Annotated in this window: 15 protein-coding genes and 1 pseudogene; 9 read left to right on the top strand and 7 right to left on the bottom strand. The window is 65.7% G+C overall.

The genetic code is table 11. From position 1 onward, the window contains the following. The gene (locus CCZ28_RS17600) at positions 1 to 915 is read right to left on the bottom strand and encodes a LysR family transcriptional regulator (RefSeq protein ID WP_167509252.1); all 915 of its coding nucleotides are present in this window, start codon (positions 913 to 915) and stop codon (positions 1 to 3) included. 101 nt (positions 916 to 1,016) lie between these two features. Between CCZ28_RS17600 and CCZ28_RS17595 the strand changes: the two genes are divergently transcribed. The 3 genes from CCZ28_RS17595 (at position 1,017) to gpmA (ending at position 3,469) form a co-directional block, all read left to right on the top strand. Beyond that, positions 1,017 to 2,006 carry an aldo/keto reductase gene (locus CCZ28_RS17595; RefSeq protein WP_140220075.1) on the top strand — a complete coding sequence of 330 codons (990 nt, stop codon included), beginning with the start codon at positions 1,017 to 1,019 and terminating at the stop codon, positions 2,004 to 2,006. Positions 2,007 to 2,366: 360 nt separating this feature from the next. Then, positions 2,367 to 2,594: a hypothetical protein gene (locus tag CCZ28_RS17590; RefSeq protein ID WP_027598119.1), complete on the top strand. Its 228-nt coding sequence runs from the start codon at positions 2,367 to 2,369 to the stop codon at positions 2,592 to 2,594. A gap of 128 nt (positions 2,595 to 2,722) precedes the next feature. After that, the gene (gene gpmA, locus CCZ28_RS17585; RefSeq protein ID WP_058772319.1) at positions 2,723 to 3,469 is read left to right on the top strand and encodes a 2,3-diphosphoglycerate-dependent phosphoglycerate mutase; all 747 of its coding nucleotides are present in this window, start codon (positions 2,723 to 2,725) and stop codon (positions 3,467 to 3,469) included. A gap of 231 nt (positions 3,470 to 3,700) precedes the next feature. On the opposite strand, the gene CCZ28_RS17580 is transcribed toward gpmA, so the two are convergent. The 4 genes from CCZ28_RS17580 to CCZ28_RS17565 all read right to left on the bottom strand — a co-directional run bounded on the left by CCZ28_RS17580 (position 3,701) and on the right by CCZ28_RS17565 (position 7,740). Next, on the bottom strand, positions 3,701 to 4,666 hold the full coding sequence (locus tag CCZ28_RS17580) for a YihY/virulence factor BrkB family protein (protein ID WP_140220073.1): 966 nt from the start codon (positions 4,664 to 4,666) through the stop codon (positions 3,701 to 3,703). Positions 4,667 to 4,794: 128 nt separating this feature from the next. After that, positions 4,795 to 5,637: a glycosyltransferase family 2 protein gene (locus CCZ28_RS17575; RefSeq protein WP_140220070.1), complete on the bottom strand. Its 843-nt coding sequence runs from the start codon at positions 5,635 to 5,637 to the stop codon at positions 4,795 to 4,797. Further along, on the bottom strand, positions 5,634 to 6,671 hold the full coding sequence (locus CCZ28_RS17570) for a hypothetical protein (protein ID WP_140220068.1): 1,038 nt from the start codon (positions 6,669 to 6,671) through the stop codon (positions 5,634 to 5,636). Before CCZ28_RS17570 ends, CCZ28_RS17575 begins: the two co-directional genes overlap by 4 nt. Continuing rightward, positions 6,664 to 7,740, bottom strand: a complete 1,077-nt coding sequence (locus CCZ28_RS17565; RefSeq protein ID WP_140220066.1) for a glycosyltransferase — start codon at positions 7,738 to 7,740, stop codon at positions 6,664 to 6,666. The genes CCZ28_RS17570 and CCZ28_RS17565 overlap by 8 nt, the downstream gene beginning before the upstream one ends. A 188-nt stretch (positions 7,741 to 7,928) precedes the next feature. Between CCZ28_RS17565 and CCZ28_RS17560 the strand changes: the two genes are divergently transcribed. After that, positions 7,929 to 8,660, top strand: coding sequence for a glutathione S-transferase family protein (locus tag CCZ28_RS17560; RefSeq protein ID WP_140220064.1), 732 nt, complete (start codon positions 7,929 to 7,931; stop codon positions 8,658 to 8,660). 51 nt (positions 8,661 to 8,711) lie between these two features. Here the strand turns inward: CCZ28_RS17560 and CCZ28_RS17555 are convergent, their stop codons facing one another. Further along, positions 8,712 to 8,903, bottom strand: coding sequence for a CsbD family protein (locus CCZ28_RS17555; RefSeq protein WP_058760409.1), 192 nt, complete (start codon positions 8,901 to 8,903; stop codon positions 8,712 to 8,714). 246 nt (positions 8,904 to 9,149) lie between these two features. Between CCZ28_RS17555 and gloA the strand changes: the two genes are divergently transcribed. The 4 genes and pseudogenes from gloA (at position 9,150) to CCZ28_RS24860 (ending at position 11,756) form a co-directional block, all read left to right on the top strand. Further along, positions 9,150 to 9,674, top strand: coding sequence for a lactoylglutathione lyase (gloA, locus tag CCZ28_RS17550; RefSeq protein WP_140220062.1), 525 nt, complete (start codon positions 9,150 to 9,152; stop codon positions 9,672 to 9,674). A gap of 183 nt (positions 9,675 to 9,857) precedes the next feature. Further along, positions 9,858 to 10,622: pseudogene (locus CCZ28_RS25180) on the top strand (HAMP domain-containing protein); the annotation flags it as partial. A 159-nt stretch (positions 10,623 to 10,781) separates the two neighbouring features. Continuing rightward, positions 10,782 to 11,486, top strand: coding sequence for a methyl-accepting chemotaxis protein (locus tag CCZ28_RS25175; protein ID WP_437179232.1), 705 nt, complete (start codon positions 10,782 to 10,784; stop codon positions 11,484 to 11,486). A gap of 147 nt (positions 11,487 to 11,633) precedes the next feature. Further along, entirely contained in the window at positions 11,634 to 11,756 is a 123-nt protein-coding gene (locus tag CCZ28_RS24860; protein WP_257787163.1) for a hypothetical protein, read from the top strand. A gap of 44 nt (positions 11,757 to 11,800) precedes the next feature. Here CCZ28_RS24860 and CCZ28_RS17540 read toward each other — a convergent pair whose 3' ends face one another. After that, the gene (locus CCZ28_RS17540; RefSeq protein WP_140220058.1) at positions 11,801 to 13,426 is read right to left on the bottom strand and encodes a methyl-accepting chemotaxis protein; all 1,626 of its coding nucleotides are present in this window, start codon (positions 13,424 to 13,426) and stop codon (positions 11,801 to 11,803) included. 668 nt (positions 13,427 to 14,094) lie between these two features. On the opposite strand from CCZ28_RS17540, the gene CCZ28_RS17535 reads away from it, so the two are divergent. Continuing rightward, positions 14,095 to 14,805 carry a carbonic anhydrase gene (locus tag CCZ28_RS17535; protein ID WP_140220056.1) on the top strand — a complete coding sequence of 237 codons (711 nt, stop codon included), beginning with the start codon at positions 14,095 to 14,097 and terminating at the stop codon, positions 14,803 to 14,805. Positions 14,806 to 14,911: the final 106 nt, after the last annotated feature.

The raw sequence follows: 14,911 nt of genomic DNA, 5'->3' as shown, positions 1-14,911 counted from the left end.
TCAACGCCGCAACCAGGCCGGATCGACCGCGGCGAACACCTCATCCAGCCACTCCACCCAGGCCCGCACCCGTGGCGAGGTCTGGCTGGTCAGGGGATAGACCGCCGCCAGCGGCAGGCCTGGCGGGCGCTGGTCGGGCAGGACCTCGCACAGCCGGCCCGCAGCCAGGTCCGCCGCCACGTGATAGAGCGGCGCCTGGATCAGGCCCAGGCCGGCCAGGGCGGCGCCGACATAGATATCGGCGCCACTGAGCGCCAGCCGACCCGGCACTTCCGGGCAGAGCACGTCGCCTGCCTGCACGAACTCAAAGGGGAGCCGCCGACCGCTGCGCTGGGAGCGATAGTGCACCCCCTGGTGCTCGGCCAGATCGGCGAGGGTCGTCGGCTGGCCATGCCGCTCAAGATAATCCGGGCTGGCACAGGTCACCTGTACCAGTTCGCCCAGCGGCTGGGCGGCCAGACCCTCGTCGAGCAGGGGACCGCTGCGCAGCACGCAGTCGATGCCCTCGCCGATCACGTCCACCGGGCGGTCGTCGGCGCTGATCACCAACTCCAGGTCCGGATAGCGCTGGCAGAAATCCGGCAGGGCGGGCATCACCAGCACCCGCCCCAGGGAGCCGGGCAGATCGACGCGCAGTCGACCACGGGGCTGGCGACGCCGCTGGCTGAAAGCCCCCTCGATGTCGTCCAGCTCGGCCAACCAGCGTACGCAACGCTCGTAGTAGGCCGCGCCATCCAGGGTCGGACTGACCCGGCGGGTGGTGCGATGCAGTAGCGTCACCCCCAGATGAGCTTCCAGCTGTTGCACCAGCAGGGTCGCCATCGCCGGTGACAGGCCCAGGTCGGCCGCTGCCCGGGTAAAGGAGCGGCGCTCGACGATACGCACGAAGCCACGCATGGCTGCCAGTTGGTCCAAGATTATTCACCTAGGCTGAATACTGTCTGCCCTGATACCAGCTTTGTTCGCTCTCACTCAACACCTAGTCTGAAGGGGTCATTCACTGAGGAGCGCACGTCATGCTGCAACGACGACTGGGTTATAACGGCCCCCTGGTATCCGCCCTGGGCCTGGGCTGCATGGGCATGAGCGAGTTCTATGGGGCGACGGACGAGAGCGAAGCCCTCGCCACCCTGGACCTCGCCCTGGAGCGGGGCGTGACCCTGCTGGATACCGCCGACGCCTATGGCCCGCACCGTAACGAAGAACTGATCGGCCGGGCCCTGCGTGGACGCCGCGAGCGGGTGTTCCTGGCGACCAAGTTCGGCCTGGTGCGCAGCGCCGACCCCACCAGCCGTGGCGTGAACGGCCGACCCGACTATGTGCGCCAGGCGGTGGAAGGCAGTCTGCGCCGGTTGGCGGTCGATCATCTCGATCTCTATTACCAGCACCGGGTCGACCCCGAGGTGCCCATTGAGGACACCGTAGGCGCCATGGCCGAGCTGGTCCAAGCCGGCAAGGTGCGCTACCTGGGGCTGAGCGAGGCGTCCAGCGACACCCTCAGGCGTGCCCAGCAGGTACACCCCATCACCGCCCTGCAGAGCGAATTCTCGCTATGGTCCCGCGATCCGCTGGAGCACGGCATCCTCACCACCTGCCGCGAGCTGGGTGTGGCCCTAGTGGCCTACAGCCCCCTGGGTCGCGGCTTTCTCACCGGTGCCCTGAAGTCACCGGAGGATTTCGCCGCGGACGACTATCGCCGGCTGAGCCCCCGCTTCCAGGGCGAAAACTTCCAGCGCAACCTGGAACTGGTGGAACGGGTACGGGTCCTGGCCGAGGCCAAGGGCGTGACGCCCGGCCAGGTGGCCCTGGCCTGGGTACTGGCCCAGGGCGAGGATATCGTCCCCATCCCGGGCACCCGGCGCCGGCACTATCTGCTGGAAAATCTCGGTGCGCTCGAGGTGCGGTTGAGCGCAGGCGAAAAGGCCGAGCTGGATAGCCTTTTCACCGCGGACGCCGTGGCCGGGACGCGTTATCCGGCGGCCTGGATGCAACTGGTCGAGCGTTAGGCACCACCAAGCCCGTCGCCGACCGACGGGCTTGCGCTCTTGGCATCGATCCTGCTAGCTTGATCGGGTTAGTACCAAGCTGTCCCCAATCGCCGGACGCCCTTCCGCTCCTCAGAACAGCGTGAAATCCGCGTCACCTGGATCGCAAGATCCCTCGATTGTTCAGGATCTGCCGCCGTGGCCTCTGAATCTCGTGCCCGGCCGGTTGCCTGCCTTCCCAAGTACTTACCTGCATGCCTGGGCGTCTCGCCCACACGCTGCCTTCCTCCAGCCAGAGATTCAGCCGTCGGCCGTTATGGGCACGAGGTTGCTGGAGTTATTTCACCGCGCCGACTGAGCGTGGATCCCAAGGATAGACGTATGAACATTCAAAACCAGGCCATCGCGGCCATGCAACATCTCCAAGCGGCCTTCGCGCCGTTCCACTGCATCACCACCCCGGCTTCGCGCAAGGGCGGCTTCAGCTTCACCGTGGTCGACGAGCGCGGCGTGGCCTGTCGCAGCGAGCGCCTCTATCCCGAGCAGTACAGCGCTGCCGACGGGCTGGAGCGAGTCATCGCCCGTACCCGGCGCGCCCTGGCGGCCTGAGACGCGCTACGAGTGCCGGACGCATCACGGATTCCGTGATGCCCATGCCGGAAACCTCCATCTGCGGTATGTTTGGCACAGCTTCGCGTAGGCGTGAGCCAAACAATGAATCCCAAGATGGAGGTCGCATGTCGCAAGTCGTATTCATCCGCCATGGCCAGTCGGCGTGGAACCTGGAAAACCGCTTCAGTGGCTGGGCGGATGTGGATCTGACCGAACAGGGGATCCGCGAGGCCCACGAGGGCGGCCAGGCGCTCAAGGACGCCGGTTTCCTCTTCGACGTGGCCCACGTGTCGGTGCTCAAGCGCGCCGTCCGTACCCTGTGGCACGTCCAGGAAGGCATGGACCAGATGTGGCTGCCGGTGGTGAGCGACTGGCGCCTCAACGAGCGTCACTATGGCGGCCTGACCGGACTGAACAAGTCCGAGACCGCGGCCAAGTACGGCGAGGAGCAGGTGCTGGTGTGGCGCCGCAGCTACGACGTGCCGCCGCCCGAGCAGAGCGTCGAAGAGCAGAAGGCGCTGGCTGCCGATCCGCGCTATGCCGGTCTGTCGCTGGATCAGGTGCCGCGTACCGAATGCCTGAAGGACTGCGTTGAGCGCGTCCTGCCTTATTGGAACGAAGTCCTGGCCCCGGCCATCCGCAGTGGCCAGCGCGTGCTGGTGGTCGCCCACGGCAACTCCATGCGCGCCCTGATCAAGTACCTGGACAATATCTCCGACAGCGACATCGTCAGCCTCAATATCCCCAACGGCGTGCCGCTGGTGTACGAGTTCGACGATAACCTCAAGCCCACCAAGCACTACTATCTGGCCGACCCGGACGAGGTCGCCGCCAAGATGGCGGCGGTGGCCAATCAGGGCAAGGCGAAGTAAGGCATCTTTTGTCCGTCCTCCGGTGGAGACCTTGCAAGGTTTTCCACAGGGAGGACGCGGCGTAAGCGGTGGATAACACTGATGCCGTTATCCACCCTACGGACTGCCGACTTATCGCGGCCACGGGTCGCCGTAGGTTGGGTTGAGCGCAGCGAAGCCCAACAGGTCTCGCCTCAGGGTGCTGGCCATGTTGGGCTTCGACGATGAAGCCGTCTCAGCCCAACCTACGATCTAGCGCCTCACCACCCGCGCCTCGCCCAGCACGCCCTCTTCTTCCGCCTGACCCGCCTGGATTTCCTCGTCGGCTTCCACACCACCGTCACCCGGTGTCTTCTCACCTTTCTCCTTGCCCTCTTCGCTGTGGTGTTCGATCACCGCATTGATCTCCGCGCCGAACAGCAGCACCGCCGAGGAAATGTAGAAATACAGCAGCAGCACGATGATGGCGCCGATGCTGCCGTAGGTGGCGTTGTAGTTGGCGAAGTTCTGCACGTAGTAGCCGAAGCCCAGGGACGCCAGGATCCAGACCACCACGGCCAGCGCCGAGCCGGGGGTGATGAAGCGAAAGCTCTGCTTCACGTCCGGGGTGACGTAGTAGAGCGCGGCCACGGCGATCATCAGGATGAATACCGCCAGCGGCCAGCGGATCAGCGCCCAGAGGGTCACCATGTAGTCTTCCAGACCGACGTAGGCGGCCAGCCAGTTCATCACCTGGGGACCGAGTACCATCAGGGCCGCGGCGCTGAGCAGCAGGCCGGCGAGGCCTATGGTGTGCAGCACCGACAGGGGAATGCGCTTCCAGGCGGGGCGGCTTTCCACCACGTCGTAGGCGCTGTTCATGGCGGTCATCAGCGAACGGAAGCCGCCGGAGGCGGACCAGAGCGCGACGATGATACTGAAGGACAGCAGGCCGCCCTTCTGCGTCTGCAACTGGTCGATGATGGGATTGACGGTGTCCAGCGCGGTGACCGGCAGCAGGTAGGCGGCCTGTTCCCGCAGGAAGGTGAAGAAGTCCGGCAGGTGCAGGAAGCCGATCAGGGCGATGAGGAACAACAGGAAGGGAAACAGCGAGAACAGCATCTGGTAGGCCAGCGCCGCCGCATAGGTGGGCATGTCGTCGGCGACGAATTCCTGGACGGCACGCTTGATGAGAGTGAACGGCGAAACACCGCGCAGGCTGAAGGCGAACAAGGACATTGGCGGCTCCTGACGAACGTTCCTCGGGAAGGATTCCTGGAGGTTGTCTGAAGGTGCCTACGCCCGGCGGCTTTTCAGACAAGCCCTACCTTCAGAGTAGCGTTGGCCGGGTTGGTTGCGCCAAGGCGTCAGAAGCCCGACCCGGAGGCATCCCGGCAGGCGGCGATCTCGGCGGTGCTGGGCACCCTGAGCTCCTCTATGCCGCGACTTTCATCGAAGTGAATGTAGCCGGCAGCGGCGAAGTCGTGGAGCCAGCCATCCATGGGCCACATCCCCCAACGCGCCTGGAAACGCCGGGCATTCGCCAGGATGCTGGCGAAGTGATTGAGCGGCGGATGGTAGGTGGGGTGGTACTGGTGGAAGGCCCGAGCGTCGGCCTGATACACGGGCACCTCCGCCTCGCGGGCGCGAAAGGCGAAGTCGGTGTCTTCGCCACCATAGCCGCGATAGCCCTCGTCGAACCCGCCGATACGCTGGAAGGTGGCGCGGCGGCAGGCGAAGTTCAGCGACCAGAACAGCGGATGGGGCACCTCGGCACCGGGCGGACGATTCCGGTGCAAAGGATGTACGACGCCCTTGGCCAGCAGTTCAGCCGGCGTCCACTCGCCTTCGGCGACCCCGGCCGGCAGGTAGTGGACGAAGCCCTGGTGCAAGGCTTCGGGGCGCGCCGCCAGTGCCTGGCGATAGCCGTCGAGCAGGTCGGGCGCGGGGATGCAGTCCACGTCGAGAAACACCAGTTCCTCACCCGGCGCGGCGGCCACGGCGGTATTGCGCGCGGCGGCCAGGGGCAGGATGCCGTCGCCCATGACGCCGAGTACCTGGATCGGAAAGTGCGCGCTGTGCAGCGGGCGCGGTGCCTCATTCATCTGCACCACCACCAGGGCGGTGGGTGGCGTGGGCGCCAGCTCCAGGCCGCGGATGAGGTTGGCCAGCTGCCGCTCGCGGCCGTGGACCAGGGTCAGGACGATCATGCCAGCACCTCCCTGGCGACCGCCTGGATGCAGGCAGCGGCGCGGCGGGCACCCTTGCCGTCGCTCACCTGAGACCAACGCTGGGGATCGAGCTGGCGTGCCTTGGCCAGCAGCCCCGGCCAATCGCCGTCGGCGGGCCAGGCTTCGCAGGTGATCGCCAGGCCCTGGGCGGCCAGCAGCCGGCCGGTGGACAGTTGCTCGTCGAAGGGGCGGGCGTCCGGCAGGCAGACGAAGCGGCAGCGCAGATCGGCGAGCTCCGCCACCAGGCTGTCGCCGGCGGAGCCGACCACCACCTCGGCCCTGGTCAGCCAGGGCGCGGGGTCGGCGACACTGCCGGCGAAACTGAGGTTGGCCAGGGCCGGCGTGGCGTCGTCCGCTACCGGGCCCAGGACCGTCCACTGCCAGTCGGGACAGGCCCGCGCCGCGACGGCCAGGCGCGCGCGGCTGAAGGCGGTACCGCCATGGCCGGCGATGACCGTGACCGTCCGGGGCTCAGGCTGAGGCATGATTGGCTGCCCGGCATAGCGCGACAGGCTGCCGGCATAGCAGGTCTTGGCGCGCCAGGCGGCCGGTGTGCCAGGTTCTTCGAGGAGTTCTGAATAGGGCGCTAGCAGGCGGCTGGCGGTGGCATAGGCCATTTCATGGGCTGCATCGAAACGACTGCCGCGCTGGCGCAGATAGACAGTCGGGACGCCGCACAGGCGCGCCAGCAAGGCCACCTCGACCGAGACGTCGACCACCAGCAGGCAGGGCCAGGCGCGGCGGAACCAGTCCACCAGCAGCCCCATGCGCTCGCGCAGGCCCGCTACCCCCAGCGGGGCATAGTGCAGGCAGGCGAAGGCCTCGCCTTCGACGCCGGGCGCCACATCGGCCGGCAGCGGGCAGAGCTCGACATTGGGCAGGTCCACGGACGCGGGCAGGCGACTGCCGAACAGGGTCAGGGGGCCATCGAAGGCCGCGGCGATGGCCAGGGCGCGAGTCACGTGGCCGGCGCCGTGATGGTGGGCGTAGTAACCGATGCTTAGCTCAGCCACGGGCTACCCGACCGGCGGCGACAGCGGCGAGCAGGGACTCGTAGCGATCGATCATCAGCTGTTGGCTCCACTGGCCCTCGGCGCGCGCCCGGCAGGCCTCGCGGGACAACGACAAGGCCTCGCGCAGGGCCACCGCCAGGGCGGGTACGTCGCCGGGTGGGGCCAGGGCGCCGGTCTCGGCGGTGAGCAGTTCCGGCAGGGCGCCACGGGCGAAGGCGGCCACCGGCGTGCCACAGGCCAGGGATTCGGCGACGATCAGGCCGAAGGGTTCATCCCAACAGGGCGTGACCAGGCAGGCGCGGGCCTGGGCTACCTCGGCCGCCAGGGCGGTACGGCCCAGGTGGCCAAGGTAGACCGCCTGCTCGCCCAGCCGCGGGGCGATTTCCTGGCGGAAATAACGCTCGTCGGTGGCCTGGCCGGCCAGACGCAGGGGCACCCCCGCCTCCCGCGCGGCATCCAGTGCCAGGTGCGGGCCCTTGTCCGGCACCAGCCGGCCGAACCAGAGCGCATGCTCGCCCACCGGCGCCGTGCCCGGGCGCCAAGCGTCGAGATCGATGCCGTTGGGGATCACGTGGCAGGCCGGTGCCAACTCTGCCCAGTTGTCGGCATTGGCCTGGGACACGGTGCAGTAATGGCCTCCGCCGCGCCGATGCAGCTCGCCGATGGCGTTGATCAGCTCGAAGAACGGTGGGGTGTGCAGCACGGTGAGCATCGGGGTGCGGATCAACCCGGACATGGTCACCGGCACATAGTGCAGCGCATTGTTGAAGATGACGTCGAAGCCATGGCTGTCGATGCGTTGCAGGCAGTCGAGATAGCCGTGGTGCTCGTCGAGATACTCGGAGCTCAACACGTTGCGCTTGCGGCGGCAGCCATCCGCGCCGTAGTTGCCATCGTCGAGGATGGGCACCACGTTCAGCTCGGGCGCCGAGGCCGAGCTGGCGAACAGGGTCACGTCATGACCACGCGCGCGCAACTGCAGGGTGGTGTCGTAGGTGAAGGCCTCCAGACCGCCGGCGAAGGGCTGCCGCACCGGGTGCTTCAGGTGAGAGAGAATGCCTATGCGCATGGAACCGTCCGCCCGCTGTTGCCCCGTCATTCCACCGTCCTAAGAGCCAGTCGCTGGTTGATAGGAGTCTCACGGATGGGAATTGGTTGTGCGCTTCGTCGCCAAAGGCGTGCGGCGGGCAAACCTTCGAACCGACCAAGCGGTCACGACTCCTGGATCGGTCAATCTGGCAGACGATGGAGGTGCCCATGCGTTACGAACTGCACTACTGGCCCAGCATCCAGGGTCGCGGCGAATTCGTCCGGCTGGCGCTCGAAGAGGCTGGCGCGGACTATCTCGATGTCGGCAACGCCCCGGAGGGCGAGGGTCTAGGCGTACCGGCCATGGAGGCCTACCTGGAAGGCCAGAAGACTCGCCGCCCACCCTTCGCCCCGCCCTTTCTCAAGGCAGGCGACGAGGTCATCTCCCATGTCGCCAACATCCTGCAGTTCCTCGGACCGCGGCTGGATCTGGTCCCCGCCGACGAGGAGTCGCAGTTCTGGGTGCATGGCCTGCAACTGACCATCACCGATCTCACCGCCGAAGCCCATGATGTCCATCACCCGGTGGCCATTTCCCTGACCTACGAAGAGCAGAGGGCAGAGGCGCAACGCCGGGCCAAGGCCTTCGCCGGCGAGCGCATCCGTACCTACCTGAGCTATTTCGAGCGCGTGCTCGGCTACAACCCGGCAGGCGATACCTGGCTGGTGGGCGACCGCCGTTCCTATGTCGACCTGTCGCTGTTCCAGGTAGTAGCCGGCCTGACCTACGCCTTCCCCAACGCCATGCGCCGGTTGGCCCCGGAGATTCCACGGGTACTAGCCGTGGCCGAGCGTGTAGCCGCCCTGCCGAACATCGCCGCCTATCTGGCTTCGCCCCGACGCCTGCCGTTCAGCGAGAAAGGAATCTTCCGCCACTATCCGGAGCTGGATCCGGCCTGACGGGCAAAAGAAAAGGCCGCCCTGGGGCGGCCTTCTCCGTGAAACCTTGGCTTAGGCGCGATCGACGGTGTTCTTGATCGCTTCTTTACCTTTGCCGACGTTCTTTTGCAGTTTGCCTTCGGCTTCCTGGGCGCGACCCTCGCCTTTCATGCGCGAATTGTCGGTGGCTTCGCCGATGCCTTGCTTGACCTTGCCAGCCACTTCTTTGGCGGTACCCTTGATTTTGTCGCTGGTGCTGCTCATATCAAGTCTCCTTCGATTCGCACAGGCAGTGTGCTTGTAAAATCCGACTCCAGCTCTAGCGTCGGGGTTTCGACCATTCGTCGCAGAGCGCAGCGGCAAGAGATGTCAAGGTGTGTTTGGGTACCTACTCCCGAAGCCTTTAGACTTCCCGCCTTTTTCGTGAGCGACCGCGCCAGGCGCCGCTTCCTGCGGGAACGTTGCGCAGGGCCGTCTCTCCAATTGCCACACCCTCACCGGAGAATCCTGATGTCGCTGAGCCAATTCGATAACCTACCGGGCGTGACCGCCCAGCCCGACGCCGCCACCCGTGAGTTCGTCTTCAACCACACCATGCTGCGGGTCAAGAACCTGGAGACTTCGCTGGACTTCTATACCCGCGTGCTGGGTTTCACCGTGGTCGACCACAAGGACTTCCCGGACGCCAAGTTCAGCCTGACCTTCCTCGCCCTGGTCGACCGCGCCCAGGTGCCGACCGATCCGGAAGCCCGCCAGCGCTGGCGCAAGTCCACCCCGGGCATCCTCGAGCTGACCCACAATCACGGCACCGAGAACGATGCCGAGTTCAGCTACCACAACGGCAACAGCGATCCGCGCGGCTTCGGCCACACCTGCGTGGCGGTGCCGGACATCCGCGCCGCCTGCGAGCGTTTCGAGCAACTGGGCGTGGCCTTCCAGAAGCGCCTGACCGACGGCAGCATGAAGGAAATCGCCTTCATCAAGGATCCGGACGGCTACTGGGTCGAGGTCATCCAGTTCACCCCGCTGTCCTGATCCCTCCGGGCCCGACGTCGTCGGGCCCATCCCTACAAGACATCAGACAACTTCTCGGCGCATTCCTCATACCGACTGGCTCTTGGCCGTCGACGATAGCGCCTGTCTTCGCGTACTGCTGACGAATAGCTATACGAAAGGCGTATTGCACCTTCGCCGTATGCCGTCATCAGGAAGAAGGCCATGTCCAAAACAACAAGAATTCGTACCGGGATGTACAGCGTGCTCAGCGTGTTCGTCGCCTGTCTGCTGCTGGCGTGCCTCTATGGCTGGACCAGCGCTCGTACCAGTGCCCAACAGCTTCGCGAGCTGGATAGTCTGACCATGGAGCAGCTCGACAAGGTCAACAACGCCGCCACCTGGATCAGCCGGGCGAGCGCCAACTCCCACACCGCCATGCTCGACCGGGTCAACGGCGATGCGGCCAAGGCCGAGAAAGGCACCGCCCTGGCGCTGGAGCGCCTGGACATCGCCCGCAGGCTGATCACCGACATGCTGGCGAGCGCCAACGACCCCAAGTTGCGCGGCCAGATCGAAGCCATGCTCAAGGCCTTCGATGCCTATAAGGTCATCGTCGAAGGCCAGATCAAGGCCTGCCGTGCCGGTGACCTGGCGGGCTACATTCGCATCAGCGATGGCGCCAAAGATGCCAGTACCGCCTTCGCCGATACGCGCAAGGTCTTCACCGACGAGATCAACGCCCGTATCGACGCGACCCTCGCCGCGTCCGAAAGCCGAGTGCTGCAGGCAGAATTCGGCACCCTGGTGCTGATGGGCCTGACCCTGCTGCTGGCCTTGCTCGCCGGCTGGTTCATCGCCCGCCGGGTGCTGGCGCCTCTGTACCAGGCCGGCGAGCACTTCGCCGCCATGAGCGAGGGTGATTTGACCCAGCGCATCGAGGTCCGCAGCCACGACGAGATCGGCCAACTGTTCGCCGGCCTCGCCACCTTGCAGACCCGCCAGCGCGATACCCTGGCCCAGCTCAACCGTACCGCCGAGCAACTCGACAGCGCCGCCCAGGAGCTGGGCCAGGTCACTGCCCAGAGCAACCGCACCCTCAACCAGCAGCAACAGGAGCTGGAACAGGCGGTGACGGCAGTGACCGAGATGACCACCGCCGTGGAAGAGGTGGCGCGCAACGCCGCTTCTACCTCGGATACCGCCCGCGAATCGGATCTATTGGCCAACGGCAGCCGCAGCCAGGTGGCCCAGGTGCTCAGCGAGCTGCACAACATGCAGACCACGGTCCACGAAGGGGAAGCCGTCATCGCCAGCCTGGCGCAACAGGCCTCCCAGATCGGCAAGGTGCTGGACGTGATCCGCGCGGTATCCGAGCAGACCAACCTGCTGGCACTCAACGCCGCCATCGAGGCCGCGCGGGCCGGCGACGCCGGACGTGGCTTCGCCGTGGTGGCCGATGAGGTGCGTAGCCTGGCCCAACGCACCCGCGAGTCGACGCTGGAAATCGAGAAGATGATCGACAGCATCCAGACCGGTACCGACTCGGCGGTGGCGGCCATCCAGCGCAGCAACGCCCTGGCCGGCACCACCCTGACAACCACCGAGCGCACCGGCCAGAGCCTCGAACGCATCTTCGTCGCCATCGGCGACATCAACGAGCGCAACCTGGTGATCGCCAGTGCCGCCGAAGAACAGGCGCAGGTGGCCCGCGAGGTGGATCGCAACCTGATCAACATCCGCGAACTGGCCGGCGCCTCCAAGCAGGGTGCCGATCAGATCGAGGCCTCCAGTCGCCAACTGGCCGGGCTGACCCGCGAGATTCACGGCCTGGCGGCGCGCTTCCGGGTCTGACAGGCGTCGCCGGCTGCGACCTTTTATCACGCTGCGCTTTACGCACCTTTGCACTTTCTTGACATGACGCTGGGGCTCCGCTGGGCGACAATTCCTCCTGCGGAGCCCTGTGGCTCCCGACTCCTTCCCGAGCTTGAGAGAACCGTCATGCCGACCACTCTGCGTCCCGGCGCCGGCAAGGCGCTGTCCCTGTTGCTTTCCGCGGTACTCACGCCGTTCGGCCTGCTCTTGGCGCTGACCGCGGTGCTGCAACTGCTGTCCCCCAACTGAAGCCGTGACCCGGCGGCGGCGCTCCGTGCGCCGCCGCTGTTGGCTTAGAGCTGGAAGCGCGCTACCAACCCATTGAGATCGATGGCCAGTCGGGACAACTCGGCGCTGGCGGCATTGGACTGCTCGGCACCTGCCGCGGTCTGGATCGACAGCTCGCGGATGTTCACCAGGTTGCGGTCCACCTCGCGGGCCACCTGGGCCTGTTCTTCGGCGGCGCTGGCGATCACCAGGTTGCGTTCGTTGATACCACCGATGGCGCCATGGATACGTTCCAGAGCGCTACCGGCGCCACGCGCCACCTCCAAGGTGGCCTGGGCGCGCTCGGTGCTGCTGCGCATCGCCGCCACGGCCTGACCGGTGCCTTGCTGGATGGTGCCGATGGACGTCTCGATCTCGCGGGTCGATTCCTGGGTGCGGTGCGCCAAGGCCCGTACCTCGTCCGCTACCACGGCGAAGCCACGACCGGCCTCGCCCGCGCGGGCGGCTTCGATGGCGGCATTGAGCGCCAGCAGGTTGGTCTGCTCGGCCACGTTGCGGATCACGTCCAGCACCTTGCCGATATCGTTGACCTGCAGCGCCAGATCGCCCACCAAGGTGGCGCCCTGCTGGACGTCCTCGCTCATGGTGGCGATGGCGCCCACGGTTTCCTGTACCAGGTCGCGACCGTCACGAGCGACGCCGGCGGACTCCTGGGAAGCCTGGGAGGTATTGACGGCATTGCGCGCCACCTCCTCCACCGCCGAAGACATCTGGTTCACCGCCGTGGCGGCCTGTTCGATCTCGGCATTCTGGCGCTGCAGGCCGCGGCTCGATTCCTCGGTCACGGCATTGAGCTCTTCGGCTGCCGAGGCCAGCTGGGTAGCGGAGCCGAGGATGCCCTGCAGGGTATGGCGCAACTGGCCCTGCATGGTCTTCATGGCCTGCAGCAGGCGCGCGGCCTCGTCGCGACCTTCGCTGTGGATCTCTTCGGTGAGGTCGCCGGTGGCTATCACTTCGGCCGCCCGCACGGCACGGGCGATGGGCTGGGTGATGCTGCGGATCAGCAGCCAGGCGAAGACCACGGTCAGCACCGCGGTGGCGGCCAGTAACAGCACCAGCCACTGGATGGCGTGGCGATAGTCCGTGGCCGCCAGGGCGTTGGCGGCAGCGGTCTGCTGGTCGACCAGATCGGTGAGCTGCTTGAGCACGGCGTTGACCGCGTCGGAGTTGGCCAGCAGGTCTTCGTTGAGCAGTTGCCGCAAGGGCTCCAGCTGATTGGCCGCGGAAAACGCCAGCATGCGCTGCTGCAGGCCGTCGTACTGGGCGATCAGTTGCCCGTAGCGCCCGTAAGCGGTGCGCTCTTCCGGGGACTGGATCAGGGCTTCATAACGCTGCTGGGCGGCGCGCATCTGGCCGTTGCGCTGCTGGAACAGCGCCTGGGTCTTGGCGATGATGTCAGGTTCGCGATTGAGCAACAGCCGATAGGAGAGCACCCGCAGACGCAGGGTCAGGGCGGTCAGCTCGTCGAGCGCGGCGACGCGGGGCATGGCGCGTTCTTCGATGGCGAGACCCGAGGCGCGGATATCGTTCATCTTGACCAGGGCGGTGCCGCCGAGCAGCAACAACAAGAAGCCGATGAAAGCGAATCCGAGTGTGGCACGACGGGCGATGGAGAAGTTGCGAAAGGACATGGGGGTGTTTCCGTTGAGCCGGGAGAGCTCCCTATCGACCAAGCCGCGCCAATCCTGAGGCCGAATGTCGGACCTCTGACAAACCGCGCCGACCTCTGGCGATGCAGCAAAAGCGAGCAACCCTTGTCCCATAGGGCATAGGTGCTATTGAAAGCCGGGCGAACCCTGTGATCTGCGACACTGTGCCGCAGATCACAGCCTGGGCCAAAACGCCTGAAATGTTACCCAGGTTCCAGCAGCGGCATGGCGTTCACATTTTCGTACATCCGCTGCAAGCCACTGATCGACAAAGGAATCTTTCCGAGTAGCGCGATTCACGTTTTTTTCACGGCGAAAGGAGCGAATCAGCGGCGAACTGCCGGGTTCGTGCCGATAAAAGTGCTAAATGCTTTGATCGTGTAGCGATAATGGCGGGATGATCTCAGTATAAGTTTGAAATATCTTCTGCGTTGTCGGTCACGGGAGATTCTTTCAGCGTGGATTAAGGTTGTTTTCACAAGCTGCGAAGGCGGGCATCAAGATGCCGCCCGGAACGCGATGGAATGCCCGATAACCAAGCCACCCGAGCCTGAACAGCGCCGGGGCGTATCGAAGCGATGCCTGGGGGCGTCTAGCCACTAACCAGCGCTTGCCGCTGCCATTGCGTATTTGAGAAGAGGTCAGAACTGATGAGCGACAACAGGGATACCACCCACGGCGCGCCCGACGAGGCGCTCCTGCAACTGGTCGATGGTTTCAAGCGTTTCCGCCAGGATGTCTTTCCCGAGCAAGAAGCGCTGTTCAAGAAACTCGCCAATGCGCAAGCGCCCAAGGCCATGTTCATCACCTGCGCCGACTCGCGCATCGTGCCCGAGCTGATCACCCAGAGTTCGCCGGGCGACCTGTTCGTGACCCGTAACGTCGGTAACGTGGTGCCGCCCTATGGCCAGATGAACGGTGGCGTTTCCACCGCCATCGAATATGCGGTGGTCGCCCTGGGGGTGAAGCACATCATCATCTGCGGTCACTCCGACTGCGGGGCCATGAAGGCGGTACTCAACCCCGACCCGCTGGAAAAGATGCCCACCGTAAAGGCCTGGCTGCGCCATGCCGAGGTCGCCCGCACCGTGGTCGAGGACCACAGCCATTGCGATTGCGGCCACGGCGGCACCCTGGGCTTTCTGACCGAAGAGAATGTGGTCGCCCAGTTGGTCCACCTGCGCACCCATCCGTCGGTGGCTTCGCGCCTGGCCAGCGGCCAGCTGCAGATCCACGGCTGGGTCTATTCCATCGAGACCAGCGAGATCAAGGCCTACGATGCCCAGCAGGAACGCTTCCTGCCGCTGGACGGCGAGAACATGCCGGTCGCCACCCCGCGTCCGCGCCTGCAACAGGCTTGATCCGGCGCCTCTGCCCGGCGCAGCGCTGCTGCCCGGGCGGCGGCCCGAACGGCAGGTCTTCGTCCTGCCGACATAACTAAAGCGCACCGCGCAGGGCGCCTTCGCT

The sequence above is a fragment of the Pseudomonas oryzihabitans genome (genome assembly GCF_006384975.1).
GTDB lineage: Bacteria > Pseudomonadota > Gammaproteobacteria > Pseudomonadales > Pseudomonadaceae > Chryseomonas > Chryseomonas psychrotolerans_B.
This window is presented reverse-complemented; position numbering and strand designations above follow the sequence as displayed.